This window comes from Thermoleptolyngbya sp. C42_A2020_037, from assembly GCF_015272455.1.
Lineage (GTDB): Bacteria > Cyanobacteriota > Cyanobacteriia > Elainellales > Elainellaceae > Thermoleptolyngbya.
This window is the reverse complement of sequence record NZ_JACYLP010000037.1, coordinates 18478-41849: the sequence shown is the minus strand read 5'-3', so window position 1 is coordinate 41849 and position 23372 is coordinate 18478. Positions and strand designations below refer to the sequence as shown.

The window sequence follows — 23372 nt, the reverse complement described above, 5'->3', positions numbered from 1 at the left end:
TGCAAGCCGAGACACAACGCTAAGCAACGGGTTCGAGCGTCTGGTTCAGGAATGCCTCGATGGTTTCCATATAGGCTTCTGCATCTTCCAGCATGGGGAAGTGTCCTGTCTCGGCGATGATGCGGTGGGTGATGCGATCGCTCAGGCTGGCAGCCTGCTGCCCCATCGAGGCAGGGATAATCTGGTCGTATTCGCCGGAAATTAGCAGCGTAGGAACCGTGAGGCGGGCAAATTCCTGCGGCATCACGTCCACAGCCTTTTTGCTGACGGCAGTGTAGATTGTGCCCAGGGCAGCTTCGTAGTCGGCATCGAGATAGTCGGCCAGAAACGCCCGGCGATCGCCCGCCGAGATAGGGCGGCGCAAAAACCTCGCCATAAACAGTTGGTCTACCAGCGGGATATGCCGCAGCCAGCCGGGGCGAAAATCCACCACGTACTTGCCAAAGCGGTAGAAGGCTTCAAACGCCTGCTGGTTATATTCAAAAATGCCGCTGCACGTCAAAATGGCGCGATCAACCCGCTCGGCGTATTGGTTCAAGAAAAAAACGGCGATCGATGCTCCGGTGGAATGGGCGTTTAGCGTCACCCGCTCCAGTCCGAACTCGTCGAGCAGCAGCGCTAGGTCGTCTGCATAGGTTTCTAGCTCATAGCCGATGGCGGCTACATCTTCTGGCATGGGGCGGGGCAAGTGCGATCGCCCAAATCCCCGCAGATCGTACAGCAAACAGTCATATTGCGACACCAGCCGCCGAGCCGTCGATTCCCAATAGCGGGCCGACCCCGCCCAGCCATGCAAAAACACCAGCACGGGCCTGCTTCCAGACGGCGCTGAGCCGGATTCACAAACCCATTCGTAATAGTGATCAACACCGCGAATCGAGCAGTAAGGCATCGGGTAAATTCTGACCTCGCAACCCCTTAACCTGAAAAATCTATGCAGACTCGGGCTTGGGTAGGGAAGATGGGTGCAGCAGCAACTCTGCGGTCGAGCGCTTTTCGACCATCTCGCGAGTGATGGCGCAGCGCGTCACGTCCTTGCGCGACGGCAACTCGTACATCACGTCCAGCATCAGTTCTTCCACAATGCTGCGGAGGGCGCGGGCCCCGGTCTTGCGGCGGTAGGCTTCCTTGGCGATCGCCCGAATCGCGTCTGGCTTAAACTCAAGCTGCACGTTGTCCATCTTCATCAGCTTCTGGTACTGCTTCACCAGAGCGCTGCGGGGTTCCGTCAAAATCGCAGCCAGCGCGTCTTCGTCCAGCGGGTTCACCACCGCCATCACCGGAACGCGCCCGATAAACTCCGGAATCAGCCCAAACTTAACCAGGTCATCCGGCTCCAAATGCTTCAGCACATCCGCCGTGCGCTTGTCTTTGGACTGCTGCGCGTCTCCCGGCTGCACAAAGCCCATCGACTTCTTCCCGATCCGCTGCTCTACTGCCTTTTCCAGACCCACGAACGCGCCGCCGCAGATGAATAGAATGTTACTCGTGTCTATCTGGATGCAGTCCTGATAGGGATGCTTCCGCCCGCCCTGGGGAGGAACATTGGCAACCGTCCCCTCCAGCATCTTCAGCAAGGCTTGCTGCACGCCCTCACCCGACACATCCCGCGTAATCGAGGGATTTTCACTCTTGCGAGCAATTTTATCAATTTCGTCGATGTAGATAATTCCACGCTGTGCCTCTTCTACGTCCAGATCTGCAACCTGCAACAGCCGCAGCAGGATATTCTCTACATCTTCGCCGACATACCCTGCTTCGGTCAAAGTCGTTGCATCAGCTACCGCAAAGGGCACGTCCAGCATCTCCGCTAGGGTTTGAGCCAGCAGTGTCTTGCCACAGCCCGTCGGGCCAATCAACAAAATATTGGACTTTTGCAGCTCAACGGCATCGTCTGCCTTCCCACCGTTAGCAGCCTTACTCTGCACAAAGCTGAGGCGCTTGTAGTGGTTGTACACCGCAACCGAGAGGATCTTCTTGGCTTCGTCCTGGCCAATGACATGCTCATCCAGGTGCTTCTTAATCTCGCGGGGTTTGGGAATTTGGTTGAGAGAGAGGCGTGGCGCACGGGCGGCCCGCTTTTCAGGCTGCTGCTCTCGGCGGGGCGAGGGTTGGGGCACGGTGGAACTAGAGTCAAACAGCTCCTCATCCAAGATTTCGTTGCACAAGTCCACGCACTCATCGCAAATGTAGACCCCTGGGCCAGCGATGAGCTTGCGAACTTGCTCTTGCGACTTACCACAAAACGAACATTTCAGATGAGAGTCGTATTTTGACATGGTCGCCTCTTAATTCACTGCGGAGAGGGTCTCTCTAGCATCGGATATGCCCGGCCGAGAAACAACCTGATCAATTAACCCGTAGGCCTTCGCTTCTTCAGCAGACATAAAGAAGTCGCGCTCTGTGTCCGCTTCTATGCGTTCAAGAGGCTGCCCCGTATGCTGTGCCAATAACTCGTTCAGCGTTCGCTTATGATACAAAATTTCTCTCGCCTGGATCTCAATATCCACAGCTTGCCCCTGGGCACCTCCCAGCGGTTGATGAATCATGATCCGGGAACTGGGCAGGGATAGACGCTTGCCCTTGGTGCCTCCCGACAGCAGAAACGCGCCCATGCTAGCGGCCAAACCGTAGCAAATCGTAACAACATCGGGGCGAATTTGCTTCATCGTGTCGTAGATGGCCATGCCTGCTGTGACTGAGCCACCCGGGGAGTTGATGTAAATTTGCACATCTTTTTCGGGATCTTCGGCATCTAGAAAAAGAAGCTGGGCAACTAGCAAATCTGCAACGTTGTCATCAATAGGAGTGCCCAAAAAAATGATTCGCTCTCGAAGCAGCCGGGAATAGAGGTCAAACGCTCGTTCACCCCGACCAGACTGCTCAACCACCATCGGAATGGTGTTCACCACGTCAAGGGGGTGTGGGGACAGAGACGAAACAGCCCCAACGAGATTGCTGCTAGCGTCGGATCTAGAAAAATGAGGCAGAACCATACAAAACCATTCAGCGACTTAAAAGAACTTTTGAATTCCAGAAGGTTAGGAAAGAATGAGCGTCTGAGGAGGCTTCTGCAAAGCGGGCTGAGTCAGGACGGGCGGGCTATGCGGTACAGGGTAGAGGTTAAGAAGAGGCTGTTGAGCTTCTAATTCAGGGTAGCCACCAATGACGACGGTTGACCGCATAAAGCTGCTTGATCAGTGTTGTCCCGGAATCAGTCTAGGGATAGTCGCTTCATCCATCAATTTCTCCCGTTGTCTCTGCTAACCGTTGCGTTTAGGTTCTAATGACCAGAGGCGTGCCGCCAAGGAACACTTACCCTGAGACGCTATTCAAGAGTCAAATCAAGAGTCAAATTCACCCAAGCTTTTGAGAAATTGAACCCATAGATTTCAGCGATATAGCCCTTGCTAAACTCAACAAAAACACGCTAAACCTGGCAGCGCATAGATTGGGAGTAACATACCCGTCATTATGCCCTAAGTCGCAGGAGACGGGTAGGCAATCTCCAGAGGATCTATAGATTTAGGGGCGTTATGGATGGGGACTGTTACTTTCTGTAAAAGTGCCGAAATCCTCAAAACCGCATGAAGCTGAAACTCAACGGCGACTAAAGCGAGAAATCGACACAATGCTTAGTATTGCTCAATCAACCCTCATCTTTTTTTGACTTGGGAGTGCTTCGCTTGCGGGCAGCGGGCTTGGCGGCTGCTTCCTCCGTCACTTCAACCTCGGCGATCGCCTCTGATTCAGCACTTTCTGGGGATTCTGCTGCCGACTTGGCTGATTTTGAGCGAGGCGATTTGGCCGTCTTCTCGGCGGGTGTAGCGGGAGCATCAACTTCTGCCACGACTTCTGCCACGACTTCTGCCACGACTTCTACCGCTGCCTCTGTGCTAGCGGGTTCGTCTGCCAGGGCGGGTTCGGCTTTAGCGCCAACATCTACAGCATCCTCTGTGCTAGATGGAGTGGCTGTGTCGGTTGCGTCGTCTTGCGTGGGTTCCATTTCCACTGATTCTTCTTTCACCAGCGTTCCTTCAGGAACCAGTTCCACGGTGCAATTGGCTTCCAAAAACTCAAAGATTTTGTCGCGAATCAGGTCTTCCTCAATTACTTCCCGCAGGCGATCGCGGTCGATAGACTGTCCGTCCAGATCCTTTAAGATTTCTTCAACTTTTGCTTCGACTTCAGCAGCGTCTACTGTGATGGACTCTTGCTTGGCTACCTCGCCCAGGGCCATCGTGCGCCGGAGACGGGCGATCGCCTCAGGGCGGGATCGCTGTCGCATCATGTTTACCACTTCGGGTGTAAACATTTGCTTAATGTCCATGCCCTGTTCGCTGAAGCGCATTGCGGTCTGGGTAATCATGTGATCCACCTCGCGGCGAATCAGGGTTTCTGGTAATTCAACCTCTAGATTGGCAACCAGCGCTTCGAGCAATGCTTCTTGTTTGTTTGCCTTGGTTTTGTCATTGGCCTCGTCCTGGAAGCGCTTTTCCAGCGACTCCCGCAGTTCCGCCAAGGTCTCAAACTCGCTGATGTCCTGCGCGAAATCGTCATCTAGTTCCGGCAGTTCCTTTTCTTTCAAGTCCTTCAGCGTCACTGTAAACACCGCAGGCTGGCCAGACAGTTCTGCCTGCGAATAGTCTTCAGGAAACGTCGTCTCGATTTCCTTGGTCTCTCCGACCGACATTCCGATGATGCCTTCCACAAATCCAGGAATGAAGCGTCCTTCAGACAGTTCTAATTCAAAATCGGTAGCGCTGCCGCCTGGAATCTCCTTAGGCTCATCGCCCACAAGTTGACCTGTAAAGTCAATCACGGCGATGTCTTGCGCTTGGGCCGGACGACCTTCGACAGGCACTCGCGTTGCCGATCGCTCTCGATAGCTTTCAAGAACCTCGTCAACTTTTTCCGGTTTGTAGAGGATTTCTTCGGCTTGAGTCGTTAGCCCTTTGTAATTCTCTAGCTTTGCGGTTGGTGCAACGTCAATTGCCAGCGAAACCGTCAGCGGTTGACCCGGTTCATATTGCTCTACCAGGTCTTCGATGGGCGATCGCAGCTCAGCATTTCCCAATGCATCGATTTTCTCTTGCTCAATCACCTGACGAAGCGCATCTTCAATCAGCTCATCGATGGCAGTCGCCTTGATGCTGCGGCTGCCATAGCGCTGCAAAACAACCTGACGCGGCACTTTCCCCTTGCGGAACCCAGGAATATTGGCATTGCGGATCAGCTGTTGCAGGGTCTTTTCGTAGGCCTGCGAAGTAGACTCGGAGGGAATTTCAATTTCTAGCCCAAGCCGACTGGCCGGGAGTTTTTCCTGGGTAACTTTCATTCGATAATTTCTCGCAGCGTTGTTCAGAGCAGCCCGTTCGGCATCGTCGCAATTAGCTATCGTAGCGGATTCTGTCTCAATCTGCATCTTGCTGTTGACACCCCCTTGACATTCACACCAGTCTCTCAGGTCATGCTGGAGTGCCTTGTCTTGAGCAAGCTGAAAAAGCAGATTAGGTTAAAATGGTTGCTTTTCTTGCTGTGAATTGTCTTGAAATTCTATAAGCGTCTATCGCTAGGGCATTGGCTTAAGGCATACTCAACAGTGAATCTTCTAATTTGCACGAACTGAGCAATTGCACTCACTGAACCAGGTGCGCTTTTTGAGATGGTTTACACGACCGAAGACTGGAGGAAATGAGTTTGTCGCAATCCTATCGAGTTGCCATTTTGGGGGCGACAGGAGCCGTCGGAACAGAACTGCTGAGCCTGCTAGAGGAGCGCCGCTTTCCGCTGGCTGATTTGAAGCTGCTGGCATCTCCCCGTTCGGCTGGGCAGACGCTCACGTTTCAGGGAGAGCCTCTGATTGTAGAAGCGGTGGGCGATCGCGCGTTCGACAATATCGACATCGTGCTGGCCTCGGCCGGCGGCTCCACCTCCAAAGCTTGGGCAGATCGGATTGTGGCTGCTGGCGCAGTGATGATCGACAACTCCAGCGCCTTTCGGATGCACCCAACGGTTCCCCTTGTGGTACCAGAGGTCAACCCCGGTGCTGCGGCCGAGCATTCTGGCATCATTGCCAATCCCAACTGCACGACCATCTTGATGAATGTGGCGGTCTACCCACTGCATCGTGTGCAGCCCGTCCAGCGCATCATAGCGGCGACCTACCAATCCGCCAGTGGAGCCGGAGCGCGGGCGATGGAAGAGGTGCGGCTTCAGAGCCAGGCCATTTTAGACGGCAAAGCGCCTGTGCCAGAAGTTTTGCCCTATCCGCTGGCGTTTAATCTGTTTCCTCACAACTCGCCCATGACCCAAAACGGGTACTGCGAGGAGGAAATGAAAATGGTAAACGAAACCCGCAAGATCTTTTCAGAGCCAGGGTTGCGGATTTCTGCGACCTGCGTGCGAGTGCCGGTCTTGCGGGCCCATTCCGAAGCAATCAACTTAGAGTTTGCCGCACCTTTCAGCCCCGATCAGGCACGAGAAATTCTATCCCAGGCTCCTGGCGTGAAGCTGGTGGAAGACTGGCAGGCAAACTATTTCCCGATGCCGATGGACGCAACTGGGCGAGATGAGGTGCTGGTCGGACGCATCCGTCAGGATATTTCCCATCCCAACGGGCTAGAACTCTGGATCTGTGGCGACCAGATCCGCAAAGGAGCGGCGCTCAATGCGGTGCAAATTGCCGAGTTGCTGATTGAGAAAAACTGGCTGCGTCCGGCGGAACGGGCGATCGCCACGCCACAGAGCTAGCATTTCTGAATCCTGGAGCTAGACACCCGATTATGACCATGTTTGGACGAGTCATTACGGCCATGGTGACCCCCTTTACCTCGGATGACGAGGTAGACTATGCCGCCGCCGAAGCCCTGACTGATTACCTCGTCACCCACGGCAGCGATGGGCTGGTTGTGTGCGGCACCACGGGCGAATCGCCAACATTAAGCTGGGATGAAGAGTATCAACTGTTTCAAGTCGTGCAGAAAGCGGCGGCTGGACGCGCTAAGATATTAGCGGGAACCGGATCGAACTCTACCAAAGAGGCGATCGCCGCGACTCGAAAAGCTGAAAAGCTCGGTTTGGATGGATCGCTTCAGGTCGTCCCGTACTACAACAAGCCGCCCCAGGAAGGGTTATATCAACACTTTCGGGCGATCGCCGAGGCCTGCCCTGACTTGGCAATCATGTTGTACAACATTCCGGGACGGACAGGGCAAAACCTCACTGCGGAAACCATTATTCGGCTTTCCGAACTGCCCAACGTGGTCGCAGTCAAGGAAGCCAGTGGTAATCTTGACCAAGTGAGCCAGATTCGGCGTTCCACTCCGATGTCCTTCGGTATTTACGCTGGCGATGACTCTCTGACGTTGCCTATGCTGGCAATAGGGGCGCAGGGCGTAGTGAGTGTTGCCAGCCATCTGGTGGGTCTGAGTCTTCAAGAGATGATTCAATTCTACGAGCAGGGGCAGGTTCAGCACGCAATCCAGATTCATCTCAAGCTCTTCCCACTGTTTAAGGCGCTGTTTGTGACTACGAACCCAATTCCAATCAAGGCTGCACTCAGGCTCCAGGGTTGGGAAGTTGGCGATGCTCGGTTACCATTGGCGGATGACCTAAAAGCAACGGAGTTTTTGCTGAGCCAAGTGATGGCAGACTTGCATCTAGTTCCAAAAGCATAACCATTGCGAGAAGTGGGTTGTAGGCGAGTGATAGTCGAGACAGTTGATAGTAGCGAATTGGCATTGCCCGACTAATCGCAGATTCTTATTACAGGGCGGCACCTAGGCAAAGGGTTTAAGGACGAATCTAGGCTTAAGTAGAGATGTGGGGCTAGGAAACTGAGACAGAACTTGCAGCAGGATTCTGCCATTGATTGATAGTCCGATTAACCCTTGCAACCGCACCTAGTCAGCCTTGACTTGTGGGCGATCGCCCAAGCCATTTTCCTCAGATTTCTTGAAAACTGAATATCGATTAGTAAGAGCTTTACAGTCTCACAAGCTGAGGATTGTCCCATGCCTCTAACATCAGGCTATAGCTGCTGAAATTAATCTCTTTCAGGAGAAGCCCTAACAAGGCTCTCTATTGATAGCTTGCAGGCTTATTAGGTGCCCCCACTAGTGCCTTTTGCTATCTCAAATTAGATTTTCTCGCTTCAGCTATTCAGGTTAAAGATTAAGTCAAGAAACCGCATTGAAACGATCATTAAAAGCTACTTTGATAAAAGCTCCAGTCGAAAAAGAAAATGCCTCTAGCCTCGAAATGTTCCAATCTTTTCGATATTTCTACCCACCTTTTTGCCCTTCTTGAAAAAGGCTAAAGCGCCCGTTCAGTGACGTGCGATCGCCCAAGCGCAGCCTCACTTTTGGTTTCAGAAAATCTCAGAACTTAAGGAACCCCTCAAAAAAGGGACACACCAAAGACAAATACATTGACTGCTGCTGCTCTTTCGTCAACTTTTCAAAGTTTCAAATCCAAATCTAGATCAAGGACCTACATGAGTCAAAACGACCAAAACTCCGCCCTCAAAATTATTCCTTTGGGAGGGCTTCATGAAATTGGTAAAAACACCTGTGTGTTTGAGTATGCCGATGAAATTGTGCTGCTAGATGCGGGTCTAGCGTTTCCCACAGACGGGATGCACGGCGTAAATATCGTGCTACCTGACACCACTTACCTGCGCGAAAATCGCCAGAAAATCAAGGGCATGATTGTCACGCATGGACACGAAGATCACATCGGCGGCATTCCCTTTCATCTCAAGCAGTTTGACATTCCGGTAATGTACGGGCCACGTCTGGCAATGGCACTGCTAGAAGACAAGCTGGAAGAAGCAGGGGTTGCCGATCGCACGGAACTACGCACCGTTCGCCCCCGTGAAATGGTGCGGATTGGCAAATATTTCCTGGTAGAGTATATCCGCAATACCCACTCCATTGCGGATAGTTTCAGCGTGGCAATTCACACCCCCTTGGGCGTTGTGATTCATACCGGAGATTTCAAATTTGACCATACGCCTGTGGATGGCGAATACTTCGATATTCAGCGTCTTGCAGAGCATGGCGAGAAGGGTGTCCTGTGCCTCATTAGCGACTCGACCAACTCAGAAGTACCCGGACACACGCCATCTGAGCGCTCCGTTTTTCCTAATCTCGATCGCCACTTTAGTCAGGCAAAGGGACGGCTGATTGTCACCACCTTTGCTTCGTCGGTGCATCGGGTCAACATGATTTTGGAATTGGCGAAAAAGCACGGGCGCGTCGTGTCGGTGCTGGGACGCTCGATGCTCAACGTCATTGCCCACGCCCGAAAACTGGGCTATATCAAGTGTGAGGACGATTTGTTTGTGCCGCTCAATATGGCCAACAAAATGCCCGATGAGAACGTGCTGATTTTGAGTACGGGTTCCCAAGGTGAGCCGATGGCTGCGATGACCCGGATTGCTAATCGGGAGCACAAGCAGATCCAGATCCGAAAAGGGGATACGGTGATCTTTTCGGCGAACCCGATTCCTGGCAACACCATCGCTGTCGTCAACACGATTGACAAGCTGATGATGCAGGGGGCAAACGTGATTTATGGCCGTGACAAGGGCATCCACGTTTCGGGACACGGCGCACAGGAAGACCAGAAGCTCATGCTGGCGCTGACCCGACCGAAATTCTTCCTGCCCGTTCATGGCGAACATCGAATGCTCGTCAAGCACGCGGAAACCGCTCAGAGCATGGGCATTCCCGCCGAGAATATGGTGATTATTGACAATGGGGACGTGGTGGAATTGACCCAGGACAGCATTCGAGTAGCAGGTAAAGTGCCGTCGGGAGTCGAACTGGTGGATTCTTCACGCTCTGGTGTGGTGCATCAGCGCGTGCTGAAGGAGCGGCAGCAGCTTGCGGAAGATGGCGTGGTGACCATCGCCGCGACAATTGGCTGGAATGGCGAGCTGGTGTCTGTGCCTGCAATCCACTTGCGGGGGGTGGTGACCTCCGTCGAGAAATCTCGACTGGAGCGCTCTGTGGTGGAAACCCTGGAAACCGTGCTGAGCGATCGCTGGAAAGAGGTGACTCACAATTTTGGCGACGGAGAAATTGACGTGGATTGGACGAAGCTACAGGCGACACTGGAAGCCGAACTGCGCCGACAGTTGCGCCGCGAGTTTCAACGGAGTCCGCTACTGGTGTTTTTAATGCAAACGCCAATTAAGCCCGTTTCGGTGTCCAACGGCACTCGCCGGCTAGAGGCAGAAAAGGTGGCTTCTTAGTGGCTTCTTAGACGACAAGCGACTAGACGGCGGATCAGTTCGATAAGTTCATAGATCAAGCAAGACGAAGAGGGACACAGCCTATCAACTGTGTCCCTCTTTTGCTTGACAGAGATCGACCCCAGTGACTTAGGCAGATGCGCTCAACTCAAAAATCTTGAGCGCTCTAGCCAGTGGGTTTAACGACGATCCAGCGACCCGTCTGTGGATCGCGGTAGGTTGTGAACGGGTTGGTTTTCAGGCTTTTTGGGCGATCGCCCGACGGCTCAATCAATGTAGCAGGCTGTGCAAACGGTGGGTTCTGGTTCTCCATAACGACGCACCCCAGAAGGCTTATTTAGGTGGGACTCTAAACCTAGATAAACGCCATTATAGGCAGCCAATTTTGCAGGTGGAAGCAGGGGAAAACCCCATACTTTTGAAACTCCGGACAGTGGCTTCAGAGTGAAAACCGAGACTATCCCTTCGCCGCCTTTGCCTCCAAACTTTCCAAACGGCTCTTGAGCGTTTGGTTGTCCTTCTTGAGCTGATCCAGCTCTTGTTGAAGTTTCTTGACAGCCTGATCCTGACCCGCATTTTTCATCACCCGCTGCACCGCTTCTTCGGCCATGCGGCGGACGCGACCATCGGGGGTGCGGTCTGCCAGTGATTGCAGCACTGTGGCGGCGCGGGTGGTTTGCATCTGTCCCAGGGCCATGACTACGGACACCTGAGTCAAAAAGAACGACTCATCCGATAACTCCCGCAGCCGATCGAGAATGCGCTCGACCTGGGGCTTTTCTTGCCCAAGGGATACCTGCCCCAGCGCCCGAATTGCGGCCAGTCGGAGCGCCTGGGGTGTGCCCATCGCCGTGTAGTCCAAAATTAGCTCCAGCGCCGCTGCCGATTCTTTCAGCTTGCTCAAGCCGCCGATTGCCCCACTGCGAACCGTTTCGTTCCACCCAGCGCGGGTGTCCAGCACCTCTCGAAACAGCTTGATGACCTTTTCTTCTTTTGACTTGCCGTTGAGCGGGCTGGCAGCCACCGTGCCGAGCGATCGCAACGCTGCGGCCTCTACGTAGTAGCTGGGGTCGCCCTTTTCGGCTACGGTTTTAATTGCCTTATAGCTCTCCTGGGTTTTTATCTGGGCTAGCGCTTCGACGACCGACCGTCGCACTCGCGCATCGGCATCCTTTAGCCCTTCTAGCAGTGCCTCTAGCGATTGATCCAGCTTGATTGAAGCCAGTTCTGCGGCCACCTCTGCCCGCACGCCCCAAAACGGATCGTGCGCCAAGGCGTGACCCAGGGCTTTCACGGCTTCCAGATTGCCTTTTTTGGCAAGGGCGATCGCCGCATAGATCCGAGAAACCGGGTCAGGATCATGCTTCAACTGCGCCTTTAGCTCTGCCACGCCATAGTCCAGCGTCACCTCTTTCAAAACGTGGTTGCCGACATCAAAGCTGACGAACTGCGGCTTTTCGTCGAGCGGAAAATAGAAGGACTGTTCCCGCTCATGAATCCGCACGGTGAAGGTTTTGAGCGTCGCCAAGGGTTTGGCCGCCTTGTCCTTACCTTTGTCCTCTTCCTCTTTGGCATAGCCAAAGCCAATGGGAATTTTCAGGTCAAACAGGTCACTTCTAAGATCGGTGTCGCCGTCGGTTGCCTGGGTTTGCACCACCGTCACCTTTGCCAGCTTGCTGTCGCCATCCCAGCTATAGGACACCTTGTAGTCGGGATGTCCGCCGCGATAGACATATTGATCAAACAAAAATTGCAAATTCCGCCCGGTTGCCTTTTCGATCGCCCGCAGCAGGTCAACCGTTTCCACTGTCTTGTGGGCATTGTCGTTGACAAAGGTATGCACCGCGTCGAAGAATTCTTCGTCGCCCAACTCCCGGCGGATCATGTGATACACGCAGGAGCCTTTTTCATACAGGTGGCGATCGTATAGCTCGATCGCCTCCCGATAAACGTGGGTCACAATCGGACGACGATAGCGGCCGCTGTCTTCAGAAATATAGCTGCGGGCCTCATTCAGCCGATAGTAGGCGGCATCGTCAGCGGTGTATTCATGCTCCGTCCACAGCACTTCGGAATAGGAGGCCATGCCCTCTTTGATCCAGGCGTGGCTCCAGTGCTTAATCACCACCAAATCGCCAAACCACTGGTGCGCCAGTTCGTGCGCCACAAGCGCCTCGGTGCTGCGGTTGTCTAGGGCGGCACGTTCGTCGATCAGGCAGCGGTCGGTCAGCAGCGTGGTGGATGTATTTTCCATGCCGCCAAAGATGAAGTCATCGACGCAGACCTGGGCGTATTTGGGAAAGGGGTAGGCATAGCCAAAGGTCTGGCTAAAGAACTCGATCATTTGGGGCGTTTTGCCCATGCTGCGGCGGGCATCGTCCTCCCGTCCTTTTTCGACGTAATAGGTAACGGGTTTGCCGTGCCACTCGTCGCGCAGTTCGGCAAAGTCACCCACCGCCAGCGTCATCAGGTAGGTGGGATGCACCTCCTTTTGGAACCAGTGGTAGATCTTGTGGTCTCCATCCTCGATGGTCTCCAGCAGTTCGCCGTTGGAAATTGCCAACAGGTGTTTTGGTACACGCACGCGGATTTCGCTGGTGGCGAGTTGCCCCGGATAGTCGAAACAGGGAAACCAGAAGCGTGAGTCTTCGTCTTCGCCCTGAGTCCACACCTGCACAGGCTTTTGGGGGTAGTGCTGGTCGGGTGCGATGAAGTAGAGTCCACGCTGGGGGTGGTCGTTGCTGTAGGTGATTTCTAGCGTGATGGGTTTGCCGGAGCGAGTGGAGTCTTTGAGGGAGACTTGGAGTTGTTCGCCATCGTAATCAAAGTGCAGCTTGTGCTTGCCTGCTTTGACGGAATGAATGTCTAGCTTGACCGCATCCAGCGTCAGCCGCTCAATGCCGTTTCGCACTGGGTTGAGCCGAATGGCGCAGGTGCCGCTGTAGCGCTGGTGGGCGAGATCGAGATCCAGATCTAGCGCAATATGCTCGACCTGACCAGGGCGATCGGGGTTGTAGTGGGGTCGGGCACCGGGCAACTCGAAAGAGCGGTAGCCATTATTATCTAGAGCGGTAGCGTAGACAGATTGGTAGACAGACTGATGGACTGTGCGGCGAAAGGACTGAGACATGCAATCAACCTGGAAAATGCAACGAGGGTGTGAGGGAATCAGGACTGGGCAAGGACAGGGCAAATTTGAGACAGACCATCGGGATGGCATCTGAGGCGGCAATGGGAGGAGCAGAAGCGCTTGGGATCGCTCCATCTTGCAGCCCTCTGCTAGCCCTCTGCTGACGCTCTGCCACCGAGACGAGCGATCGCAGCCCTGAGAACCAATCTGGAAGACAGAGCCTGCACACCAACCCTACGCAGACGTGGAGTCTGTAAGTGTGGATACGGAAATCGGCGAACGCCAGCGGCAAAGGCTGGCAGCCCACAGCGTCAGTGGTTTCCACGCGCTAGCCCTGACCCCACATCTCAGCAGGCTTAATCCAGTCTATTGCTTAGATTAACGCGGGAAACCAGTGATGAGATTGTTTCTTGCCACAGAATGTCGCCGTTCGTTTGTCAAGGGGGCGATCGCCCTTCATTACTCCTTCACATTTTTCTGCGAATGCTGACAAATTTTTTACCAAAATTCTGGCGATTTCCAGGGGATCGCAGGGCACTTTAAAGTCTGGAATGGTGCATCCCCCGCAATCAGCCTGCATTCTGCCCCATCTGCTGATCTAAGTGCAATGTTGCTGCGTCAAGCAAACCGTCTGAAGTCAAAATCGTTGTCTAACCTCCAGCGGGGCAGCCATCGGCTGTGGCGAGAGCGGCGTATCTGGCTGACGGCGATCGCCGTGGCAGGTGGCGTATTGGGGCTGCGCTGGCTGGGTGGGCTGCAATTTTTGGAACTGGCAGCGCTGGATCGCGCCTTTCGCCTGCGTCCAGCCGATCCCGTGGATGAGCGCATCGTCATCGTCGGTATTAATGACATCGACATTCAAAACCTGCGCGACTGGCCCATTTCCGATCGAGTCATGGCCAATCTGCTGCGGCAAATTCAGTCTTACCAGCCCCGCGCCATTGGGCTGGACATCTACCGCGAATTTTCGGTTGGCGAAGGCGGCGACGAACTCAAGGCGGTGTTTCGCACCACGCCAAATCTCATCGGCATCGAGAAAATCGCTGACTCGACGAGTCCGGGTGTAGAGCCGCCCAAACTGCTAAAGCAAGCGGGGCAAGTAGGGTTTAACAATGTCGTAACCGACAGCGACAACCGGGTGCGGCGGGTGATTTTGTATTGGGGCGTGAACGGTGAACTGCGCCGCAGCTTTGCGCTGAAGCTGGCGCTTTTGTATCTGCAAGACTGGGGCATCAGCACCCAGCCTGCGCCCGACAATCCTGCCGAGGTGAAGTTGGGGCAGTCGGTGTTGCGGCGGCTGGGGCGCAACGATGGGGGCTATGTGCGGGCAGACGATGGCGGTTATCAAATTCTGGCGAACACGCGCAGCTCTAGCTACCGCACGGTGTCGCTGACTGAAGTGCTAAATGGCGAGGTCGATCCGGCGCTGATGCGCGATCGCATCGTTTTGATTGGCTCCACCGCCGAAAGCCTGAATGATTTCTTTTTCAACTCCTACAGCCGGGAAATGAACGGCACCGTGCAGCGTATTCCTGGAGTAGCGCTCCACGCCAACTTCATCAGCCAACTGCTGGATGCGGCGCTGTATGGGCGATCGCCCTTGCAGGTCTGGATCTCCCCAGTGGAATGGCTCTGGATTTTGGGCTGGTCGCTGGTGGGTGCGGTAGTGAGCTGGCGATTTCGCCACCCGGCAAAGCTAGCCATTTCCTTACTGGGCGCAAGCAGCCTTCTATTAGGCAGCTGCTACCTTGCATTTCTTCAGGGCTGGTGGATTCCGCTGGTGCCGCCGCTGCTGGCGCTGGTCGGGTCTGGCAGTGTGATGACCAGCTACATTGCCTACCTCAAAGAGGAACTCAAAAAATCCAAAGAGTTTCTCAGTTCTGTTATCCACACGATTCCCGACCCGGTGTTTGTCAAAGATCGCCAAGGGCGGTGGATTGTGCTAAACGAGGCCTTCTGCCGCTTTGTGGGCTATCCGCTTGAGACGCTGCTCGACAAAACCGACCACGATATTTTTCCGCCCCACCAGGCCAATTTCCTGCGGCAGCACGATGAGCGGGTATTTGAAACGGGCATGGACAGCGAGAGCGAGGAAGAATTTACCAGCGCTGACGGGGCGCATTATCTGACAGCGACGAAGCGATCGCTCCACAAAGACGCTGCGGGCAATACCTTCCTGGTGGGTGTAATTCGCGATATCACCCAGCGCAAGCAGATGGAAGAGGAACTGCGCCGCACCGCTGCGGAATTGGTGCGCTCCAACGCCGAGCTAAAGCAGGCGCAATATCACCTGCAACATCTGGCTTACCACGATAGCCTGACAGGATTGCCCAATCGCCAACTACTGTGCGATCGCCTCTTACAATCGCTCCTCTGGGCCCAAGAACATGACCAGCTTGTGGCAGTTCTGTTCCTGGATCTGGATGGCTTCAAACACATCAACGACACCTACGGCCACGCAATGGGCAATCTGCTGCTCAAAGCCGTCGCTCAGCGCCTCTCTCGCTGCCTGCGAAATAGCGACACCGTAGCCCGGTTTGGCGGCGACGAATTTGTGGTGCTGCTACCGGCCATTCCCCATGTGCAAGACGTGACCCGCGTTGCCGAAAAGATTCTCGATACGCTATCCCAAAGCTTTGCGCTAGAAGGCGAGTCAATTCCAGTCACCACGAGCATTGGCATCAGCCTCTATCCCACCCACGGCGACGACCCCGAAACCCTGCTCAAGCAAGCAGACCTGGCTATGTATCAGGCTAAACAGGCTGGCAAGCGGCAGTATGCGCTGCCTGTAGAGGTGGAGAAGAGAGCGTCGTAAGGTTGTGAGAAATCAAATACCGCCGACAAACCGCCCCGGACTCAGCAGCCTGTCTGGATCGAACTGCTGCTTAATGCCGCGCATCAGCCCAAGGGCGTTGCCGGGATAGCCCCACCCGTCGATCTGCTGTTTCAGGTCAACGGGGGCGGCCAGGAGGGAGAAGAAGCCGCCCTGAGCCTCACAGAGGCGGCGCAGGTCGAGCAGGTGGCCGGTGCTGGGTGGGTCGGCGAACCGCAGCAGCCCCAGTCCGCTGCCTGCATGAATCGTGCCGGAGGTTAGCGAGGGGAATTGGTCGGCAATTTTTGCCAGGGTTGCAGCGGCCTGGTTGGGTAAGACTCCGATTTTGCAGGTGAGGTAAGGGTCTGGGGCGATCGCCTCCCACAGGTCTTGCAATTTTTGCCATAGGGACGCTTCGGCGGAGTCAGTGTAGGTGGACTCGACGAGGCCAGCCGCCTGGGCAAACTGTCGCAGTTGCGCGGCCTGAGCATCCAGCGAAACAGCGAGTCCCTGAAACTGCACGACCAGTCCCAGCCCGGTGTGACCCAGGTGCTGCATCGTGGCTGGGGCGACCAGTTCCACCGCAACTGGGGCAAGCGCTGAGGAGAGGAGCGCCTGGGCAACGCGAGCGATCGCCTCTCGTTCTCCGGTCAGCACCAGCGTTTTCGAGGCTTCGGGCAAGGGATAGACGCGAAAGGTGACTTCTGTAAGGATGCCCAGCGTGCCCCAGGAACCGGTAAACAGCTTCATCAGGTCATAGCCCGCCACGTTTTTGACCACGCGCCCGCCGGCCCTGGCGATTTCGCCATCCGCCCGCACAAAGGTCACGCCGATTAGCAAATCTCGCACGCCGCCGTAGCGATGGCGCAGGGAGCCGCTGTCGGCAGTAGCGATGATGCCGCCGAGGGTGGCTGCGTCGCTGTAAGACGGGTTGAGTGGCAAAAACTGATTTTGCTGCGCCAGGTGCGCCTGCAAGTCGGACAGCCGCATTCCAGCCTGTGCAGTGACGGTGAGATCTCCGGCGGCGTGGTCGATGAGCTGGCTCATCCGGGCCGTGCTGATGCCGACCTGTATGCTATCTGATACGCCGCCCCAGTGCAGCTTGGTGCCCGCGCCGAAGGGGAGCGATCGCCCTTTTTGCGCGTGCAATGCTTTCACCACAGCGGCAAGCTGGGCGGGCGAATCTGGCTCCACAATGCATTCGGGTATGCTACCAGGGGCGATCGCCTGAGACAGTTGCGCCTTCAGTGCTGGCGCGACCGTTTCCCAAACCGAGAGTTGCTCAGCGCCGACCAGAGATTGGAGACTGGGGACAAATTTGCTCATAAAATCCAGGTAACAGATCCAGGAAATGCTTCATGATCAGGCCATGCAAACGACCCGCTGACCATCCTCCCATGAGGGGTCGTTTTTGCAGCGTTGGTTTTTTAGGGCAACTCTAACCCCGCTCCTTTTCTCATGAATTGCGTCTACAGGTTTGCCATCCAGGACTGAGAGCGTAATTCTGACTATGACTCGTGCCATGACTCATGATGTTGCCAGCCCAGTGACTCAGCCGCCCCTGCTCAAAGATGAGATTCAGCAAGCTTTTATTATTGCGTATCGGGAAGAGACTGAGCTGCTAGAGCAAGCGCTGGCCAATGAAGGCTGGCAGGTCAAGCTATTTCGCAATGAGCGATCGCCCGACTCCTCCTGTGCCGCCATCTATTGCTGCATGATGAACCACCGTCGGGCGTGGGTGCAGGCAGCAGCGGAACCCCACCCGACCTTGATTGTGGAAGCAGATTTTGTGCCCGTGGTTGGGATGTCGTCTCTGCCGCTGCCGATGGATCTGTCTCAGCCCTCCACCGGACTCTGCTGGCTTTACACCTGCGCGGCACAAATCTATAGCCTCAGTCCTGACGGCTTTGCCGAGGGATTTTCGACCTCGCTAGTGGCCTACGTCGTCACGCCTGCTGCCGCCCGCTGCCTTTGTGGCCTGGCTGACTGGGTGCACAAGCATCACGGCACGGGCTATTTCAATTTCGACTCTGAGGTGGATAAATACCTGCGATCGCACGGCTTCAAAAACTACATCAGCTTTCGCAACTACGGCGAACACGGCGGTATCCCCAACCCAGAGCATCGCCAGCACGGTATCAGCGGCATCCACCGCGCCGATGTGCTGGCGGGGCCCCTGGCCTTTCGCCCCCTCTACGCGAGAACCGGACACCTCTGGCGATCGCGCTATTTTGGGATTCGCCTCAAGGCCCGCCTCAAAGGGATTGGGCGACTCCTACTGGGACGCTTCCTCCGACCCAAGATCCTCCGCAAAGCCAGCACTCCCAGGCGAATGCTGCAATGGGCGATCGCCCGTCAAATCGTGTTACGGCTGTGAGCAAGACGTGATTCAGGAATGAGGCGATAGAGCAACTGGCTTCGCAGGATGGCTCTCAGGACTAACTCCATCACTCCTCTGCGGACTCCGGCGGCCGATACCCCCGCTCGTAGGCATAGCGGATGAGCTGCGAACGGTTTTCTAGCTCCAGCTTGCTGAGAATATTGCTGAGATGAGTTTGCACCGTGCGCGGGCTGACAAAGAGGCGCTCGCCAATTTGCTTGTTGGTATAGCCCTGGATCACTTCGGCAAACACCTTTTCCTCCGCTGGCGTGAGGGGAAGGGGGGTCGGCGTGGCAGGGCGATCGCCCCCCGCAGCGCTAACACTGACCGACTGCTGCATCAGCCGCACAATTTCGGAGTGAATCCGGCGCGATCGCTCCAGTTGCGCCTCAATCTTTGCGACTAGCTCCTTCGGCTCAAAGGGTTTTGCCAGATAGTCGTCTGCGCCCATCTGGTGACCCTGCACCCGGTCGTCCACTTCCTTGCGGCTAGAGAGAAAGATAAAAGGAACAAGTTGACCCGTGCGGCTGGCCCGCAAGCGGCGGCAAAACTCCAGCCCGTCCATTTCTGGCATTAGCACATCGGACACCACCAGATCGGGCGGATGTTGCTCAAACAAGGTTAACCCTTCCAGCCCAGATCGGGCTTCTTGCACCAAGTAGCCCTGATTTTGCAAGTATCGGGTGAGTGCTGTCCGCAACGTTGCGTCGTCATCTACGATCAAAATGCGTTTCATATCAGCTACCCAGTTCCAACCCTGCCAACAGCATCACAGGTTCCTTTTGCATACATCGAGATCTTCTATCGAGCCATCATAGCGGCTGAGACTTGAATTGAGACAGGGTGCGATCGCACTCCCTAGCTCCCGAACTAACCTGCTAATTCTTCCAGAACTGACGCACTTGCGATAAGCCCTTTGGATTTTGGACAATTTCTCGCGGGCTGTGCCTCGAGAAATTGTCCAACTGCGTAAGCCCTATCTTCTTAAGCAATCCCGTTCAACGGAATAAACCTTTAAGGACGAGTTAAGGATGAGTTTTGGGGACGGTCGAGTTTCCTAAGTTTTCCAAATCATTTTTCAAATCAGCGGACATTCAGCAAAATTATCAGATAAATCTGACAAAACAGTGACATCACCCAAAGACATCCTCATCTTTAGGATTTTTTCGCCTTTTTTTGCAGTTGCCCCACCGTTGATTGTCTTAAATGAACAGTTCCTCCGATTCATCTTTGAGAAATTGAGCAATTGCAAGTTTGAGATATCATGCCCCTGGCTCAAAAAACCTGGCACGCTGCCTCAAGGAAGCACTCTTGTCGAGAAACTTTGGAGAAACTGATCCGAAAGCTGCTCACTCTTGGGCATTCTGGCTCTTCTCTCCTCCACTAAACTAGCCAAGAATCGTTGATTTATCACTTAGGAGTCGGCAACGCTCTATGTATGAAAAGATTATTCCCCCAACCGAGGGTTCACGCATCACGTTTGAGAACGGTGAGCCACAGGTTCCTGACAACCCTATCATTCCCTTTATTCGAGGCGACGGCACAGGCGTAGACATTTGGCCTGCGGCTCAGAAGGTATTTGACGCGGCCGTGGCAAAAGCCTATGGTGGGCAGCGCCAGATCGTCTGGTTCAAGGTGTATGCAGGCGACGAAGCTTGCGAACTCTACGGCACGTATCAATACCTGCCAGAAGACACGCTGGCGGCAATTCGAGAATATGGCGTGGCGATCAAGGGGCCGCTGACTACGCCCGTCGGCGGCGGCATTCGTTCGCTAAACGTCGCCCTGCGACAAATTTTTGACCTGTATGCCTGCATTCGCCCGTGTAAATACTATGCGGGCACGCCCTCGCCCCACAAAACGCCGGAAAAGCTGGATGTGATTATCTATCGGGAAAACACCGAAGATATCTACCTGGGCATTGAATGGAAGCAGGGCAGTGAGGTGGGCGATCGCCTTATCAAAATCCTCAATGAAGACCTGATTCCCGCCACCCCCGAACACGGCAAAAAACGCATCCCCCTGGATTCGGGCATTGGCATCAAGCCCATCAGCAAAACGGGTTCCCAGCGACTCGTGCGCCGCGCTATTCGCCACGCCCTGCGCCTGCCCAAAAATAAGCAGATGGTGACGCTGGTTCACAAGGGCAACATCATGAAATACACCGAAGGCGCATTCCGCGACTGGGGCTATGAACTGGCGACCAGCGAGTTTCGGGCCGAGTGCATTACAGAACGCGAATCCTGGATTTTGGGCAATAAGGAGAAAAATCCCGACCTCAGCATCGAAGACAACGCCCGCATGATCGATCCGGGCTATGACGCGCTGACGGCGGAGAAAAAAGCGCAAATCTGCGACGAGGTACAATCCGTCCTCGATGCCATCTGGGACACCCACGGCAGCGGCCAGTGGAAAGACAAAATTATGGTCAACGACCGCATCGCCGACAGCATCTTTCAGCAAATCCAGACGCGCCCCGATGAATATTCCATCCTGGCGACGATGAACCTGAACGGCGACTATCTCTCTGACGCGGCAGCGGCTGTCGTTGGCGGGCTGGGCATGGGCCCTGGCGCAAACATTGGCGACTCTGCTGCCATCTTCGAGGCGACCCACGGCACTGCGCCCAAGCACGCAGGGCTAGACCGCATCAACCCCGGCTCCGTCATCCTCTCCGGCGTAATGATGCTGGAGTATATGGGCTGGCAGGAAGCGGCCGACCTGATTAAGCAAGGCATCGGCGGCGCGATTTCGGCCGGCGAAGTCACTTACGACCTGGCCCGACTGATGGAGCCACCTGTCGAACCGCTAAAGTGTTCTGAGTTTGCCGATGCCATCATCCGCCATTTCTAACAGCGTTCATGAGCGTGCTTTTACAACTGCTTCGCCAGGAACTGCCGACTAACGCAACGAAATGGTGTGTAGCTGTCCGTTTGCCACACACCATTTCCACTCAGTTTGATGAACAGGTTAAACAGCGTCGATAGTTTGGGAGACTTGAAAATCGCTGCTAGTATGGGCACTTACGGATTTGAGAACGTGTTGAACTCGCCATTTCGGGGACGAGGCGGAGCCGAAAACGGAGCCGCCTCAACCGTGGTGGGCTGAGCAGACTGCGTGGGAGCCGTGTAGAAGTCGCGCCCGTCAAACTGGGGTTGTGGCGAGACCGCAGAGTTGCCTCCTGGTAAGCCCGTTGCTCCTGCCCCTGAAATCCCTGAGCCTGAAATAGAGGAATCAGGCACGGGCAAACCGGAGGGAAGGGACGCAGGCGCACCCATCGGCTGACCCAGTGTGCCCGTCGGCAGGGGCTGAACCCCTAATGGCGGCAGGTAGCCTGTGCTGCCCGGTGGCGGCGAGGTGCGGGGCAGATAGGGGCCCGGTAGCGTGGGCGTAGAAAAGGCAGGAGTGAGGGAGGGTTGGCTGAGAGGTTGGGCGGGTTCTCCAGGAATAGGTTGCAGGACAGAACCGCTGGGAACTGCGCTGGGAACTCTGGGGAGAGTGCCAGATGAACCTGCTGGAGACGGCTCGACCGTAGAAGGTGGGCTGCTGGAGCTTGTCTGACGCTGGAGCGCTGATTCCAGTGGGCTAACGGGGAGAACTGGTTGAGATGGCGTAGAGCCGGGAATAGGGCTGCCCACTGTACCCACTGTGCCAGCAGGGGCGATCGCCGGACTGGGCAATATAGGACTGGCCGTAATAGGACTGGTCGTGGGCGCAACAGTGATTGTGTTCAGGATTGGGTCTGGCTTGGCTGAACCGCTGGACGAGCGGCTGGCTGTAGGGGCAGGGTTCAGCAACAGAAGGTCTGTGGGGGCGATCGCCGACGATGCAGGCAGACTAGAGGAGGAACCTGCTTGGCTCGGCGACTTGAGCGCATCGGGCAGGCTGCTAGGAGAAACGAGCGGCGCCTCTAGCACTAGAGGCGCTCCCGTTGGAAATCGACGCGCTCCCAGCACGGGCAGGTTGTCAATGTCGATTTGAGCGCGATCGCCCAGGGATCGACCTTGCCCCGTTGGGTTTGACTCAAAGAGACCTGGCGGCAGGGCACTGTCTCCAGACGAGTCAGCACCGAATTCTAGCGGGCGATCGCCTAACCAACCTGTCAACAGCGCAGGACGTTGCCAATAGGCCCAAGCCAACGCCAGCGCCAACACCGGCACTGCTGCCGACAGCCAAACTCTGGGGCGCAGGAGCAAGCGTACTCGGCTACGAGAGTAGCGATGGGTTCGAGAAAACCGAATGGGCGAAGGCATAACCCAAAAGACAATAAAAACGGCAATGAGAAATGGCTCAATTTAACGGTGGGCTTTAACGGAGGCTGATGTTCCCACAAGTCGGAAGCTTAAAATTCTGAAGATAAAAATATGCCAGCAGATTGTCCGATCGGTGTGACATCACATAGGCTAGAGAACCAAGCAAAACCACCCGTAAAAGTCATAAAAGACCCTCCGATTCTATCAACGCCCCCCAAAACCGCCATAAACTTAACCAGAGCTTTGTAGTTCCTTCACATAAGGCATCCTGAAAATCATTTCCTTAAAAAATTTACGGGTTTTGCAAAGAATCGGTGAATTGTGACCCGTGCCCAGTCATTCCAGAATGCCTATGGGAAGAAGGCAGCACTTTCTGGAAGCGCTATTCTTAAAAGACGTGAACATATATCCTTAGTATCTGTAGGAAGTATTCGTAGGATCTGTGGACATTGCGGCAGTCTCTAAAGTCAGACGAAAGTCAAGTGTTTGAAGCCGTCTGATTGCTGCCATGCAAAGGCGCAACGTGGCTATCTACA

At 55.1% G+C, this 23372-nt stretch carries 15 protein-coding genes; 6 read left to right on the top strand and 9 right to left on the bottom strand.

Annotated features, from left to right (window positions below; genetic code table 11):
- Nucleotides 1–19 precede the first annotated feature (19 nt).
- The 4 genes from IGS16_RS12260 to tig all read right to left on the bottom strand — a co-directional run bounded on the left by IGS16_RS12260 (nt 20) and on the right by tig (nt 5338).
- Complete coding sequence (locus IGS16_RS12260; protein ID WP_297085805.1) at nt 20–892, bottom strand: alpha/beta hydrolase; 873 nt, start codon at nt 890–892, stop codon at nt 20–22.
- A gap of 40 nt (nt 893–932) precedes the next feature.
- Entirely contained in the window at nt 933–2279 is a 1347-nt protein-coding gene (gene clpX, locus IGS16_RS12255) for an ATP-dependent protease ATP-binding subunit ClpX (RefSeq protein ID WP_297085803.1), read from the bottom strand.
- A gap of 9 nt (nt 2280–2288) precedes the next feature.
- Entirely contained in the window at nt 2289–2996 is a 708-nt protein-coding gene (gene clpP, locus IGS16_RS12250) for an ATP-dependent Clp endopeptidase proteolytic subunit ClpP (RefSeq protein WP_172354756.1), read from the bottom strand.
- A gap of 653 nt (nt 2997–3649) precedes the next feature.
- The gene (gene tig / locus IGS16_RS12245; protein WP_297085801.1) at nt 3650–5338 is read right to left on the bottom strand and encodes a trigger factor; all 1689 of its coding nucleotides are present in this window, start codon (nt 5336–5338) and stop codon (nt 3650–3652) included.
- 362 nt (nt 5339–5700) lie between these two features.
- On the opposite strand from tig, the gene IGS16_RS12240 reads away from it, so the two are divergent.
- From IGS16_RS12240 to IGS16_RS12230, 3 genes are all read left to right on the top strand, one after another.
- The gene (locus tag IGS16_RS12240; protein ID WP_297085883.1) at nt 5701–6753 is read left to right on the top strand and encodes an aspartate-semialdehyde dehydrogenase; all 1053 of its coding nucleotides are present in this window, start codon (nt 5701–5703) and stop codon (nt 6751–6753) included.
- Between the two features lie 32 nt (nt 6754–6785).
- Nucleotides 6786–7679, top strand: a complete 894-nt coding sequence (gene dapA, locus IGS16_RS12235) for a 4-hydroxy-tetrahydrodipicolinate synthase (RefSeq protein WP_297085799.1) — start codon at nt 6786–6788, stop codon at nt 7677–7679.
- Between the two features lie 818 nt (nt 7680–8497).
- Complete coding sequence (locus tag IGS16_RS12230; RefSeq protein ID WP_297085797.1) at nt 8498–10261, top strand: ribonuclease J; 1764 nt, start codon at nt 8498–8500, stop codon at nt 10259–10261.
- A 166-nt stretch (nt 10262–10427) separates the two neighbouring features.
- Here IGS16_RS12230 and IGS16_RS12225 read toward each other — a convergent pair whose 3' ends face one another.
- Entirely contained in the window at nt 10428–10574 is a 147-nt protein-coding gene (locus tag IGS16_RS12225; RefSeq protein ID WP_297085796.1) for a hypothetical protein, read from the bottom strand.
- Nucleotides 10575–10718: 144 nt separating this feature from the next.
- A complete protein-coding gene (locus IGS16_RS12220) occupies nt 10719–13391 on the bottom strand; it encodes a M1 family metallopeptidase (protein WP_297085795.1) in 2673 nt (890 codons plus the stop codon).
- A gap of 607 nt (nt 13392–13998) precedes the next feature.
- Between IGS16_RS12220 and IGS16_RS12215 the strand changes: the two genes are divergently transcribed.
- Nucleotides 13999–16206: a CHASE2 domain-containing protein gene (locus IGS16_RS12215; RefSeq protein WP_297085793.1), complete on the top strand. Its 2208-nt coding sequence runs from the start codon at nt 13999–14001 to the stop codon at nt 16204–16206.
- Nucleotides 16207–16218: 12 nt separating this feature from the next.
- Here IGS16_RS12215 and IGS16_RS12210 read toward each other — a convergent pair whose 3' ends face one another.
- Nucleotides 16219–17529, bottom strand: a complete 1311-nt coding sequence (locus IGS16_RS12210) for an FAD-binding oxidoreductase (protein WP_297085791.1) — start codon at nt 17527–17529, stop codon at nt 16219–16221.
- Nucleotides 17530–17725: 196 nt separating this feature from the next.
- On the opposite strand from IGS16_RS12210, the gene IGS16_RS12205 reads away from it, so the two are divergent.
- Nucleotides 17726–18580, top strand: coding sequence for an LPS biosynthesis glycosyltransferase (locus tag IGS16_RS12205; RefSeq protein WP_297085790.1), 855 nt, complete (start codon nt 17726–17728; stop codon nt 18578–18580).
- A gap of 70 nt (nt 18581–18650) precedes the next feature.
- Here IGS16_RS12205 and IGS16_RS12200 read toward each other — a convergent pair whose 3' ends face one another.
- Complete coding sequence (locus IGS16_RS12200; RefSeq protein ID WP_297085788.1) at nt 18651–19319, bottom strand: response regulator transcription factor; 669 nt, start codon at nt 19317–19319, stop codon at nt 18651–18653.
- Nucleotides 19320–20017: 698 nt separating this feature from the next.
- Between IGS16_RS12200 and IGS16_RS12195 the strand changes: the two genes are divergently transcribed.
- The gene (locus IGS16_RS12195) at nt 20018–21436 is read left to right on the top strand and encodes an NADP-dependent isocitrate dehydrogenase (protein ID WP_297085785.1); all 1419 of its coding nucleotides are present in this window, start codon (nt 20018–20020) and stop codon (nt 21434–21436) included.
- Between the two features lie 170 nt (nt 21437–21606).
- Here IGS16_RS12195 and IGS16_RS12190 read toward each other — a convergent pair whose 3' ends face one another.
- Complete coding sequence (locus tag IGS16_RS12190; RefSeq protein ID WP_297085783.1) at nt 21607–22836, bottom strand: hypothetical protein; 1230 nt, start codon at nt 22834–22836, stop codon at nt 21607–21609.
- Between the last annotated feature and the right edge of the window lie 536 nt (nt 22837–23372).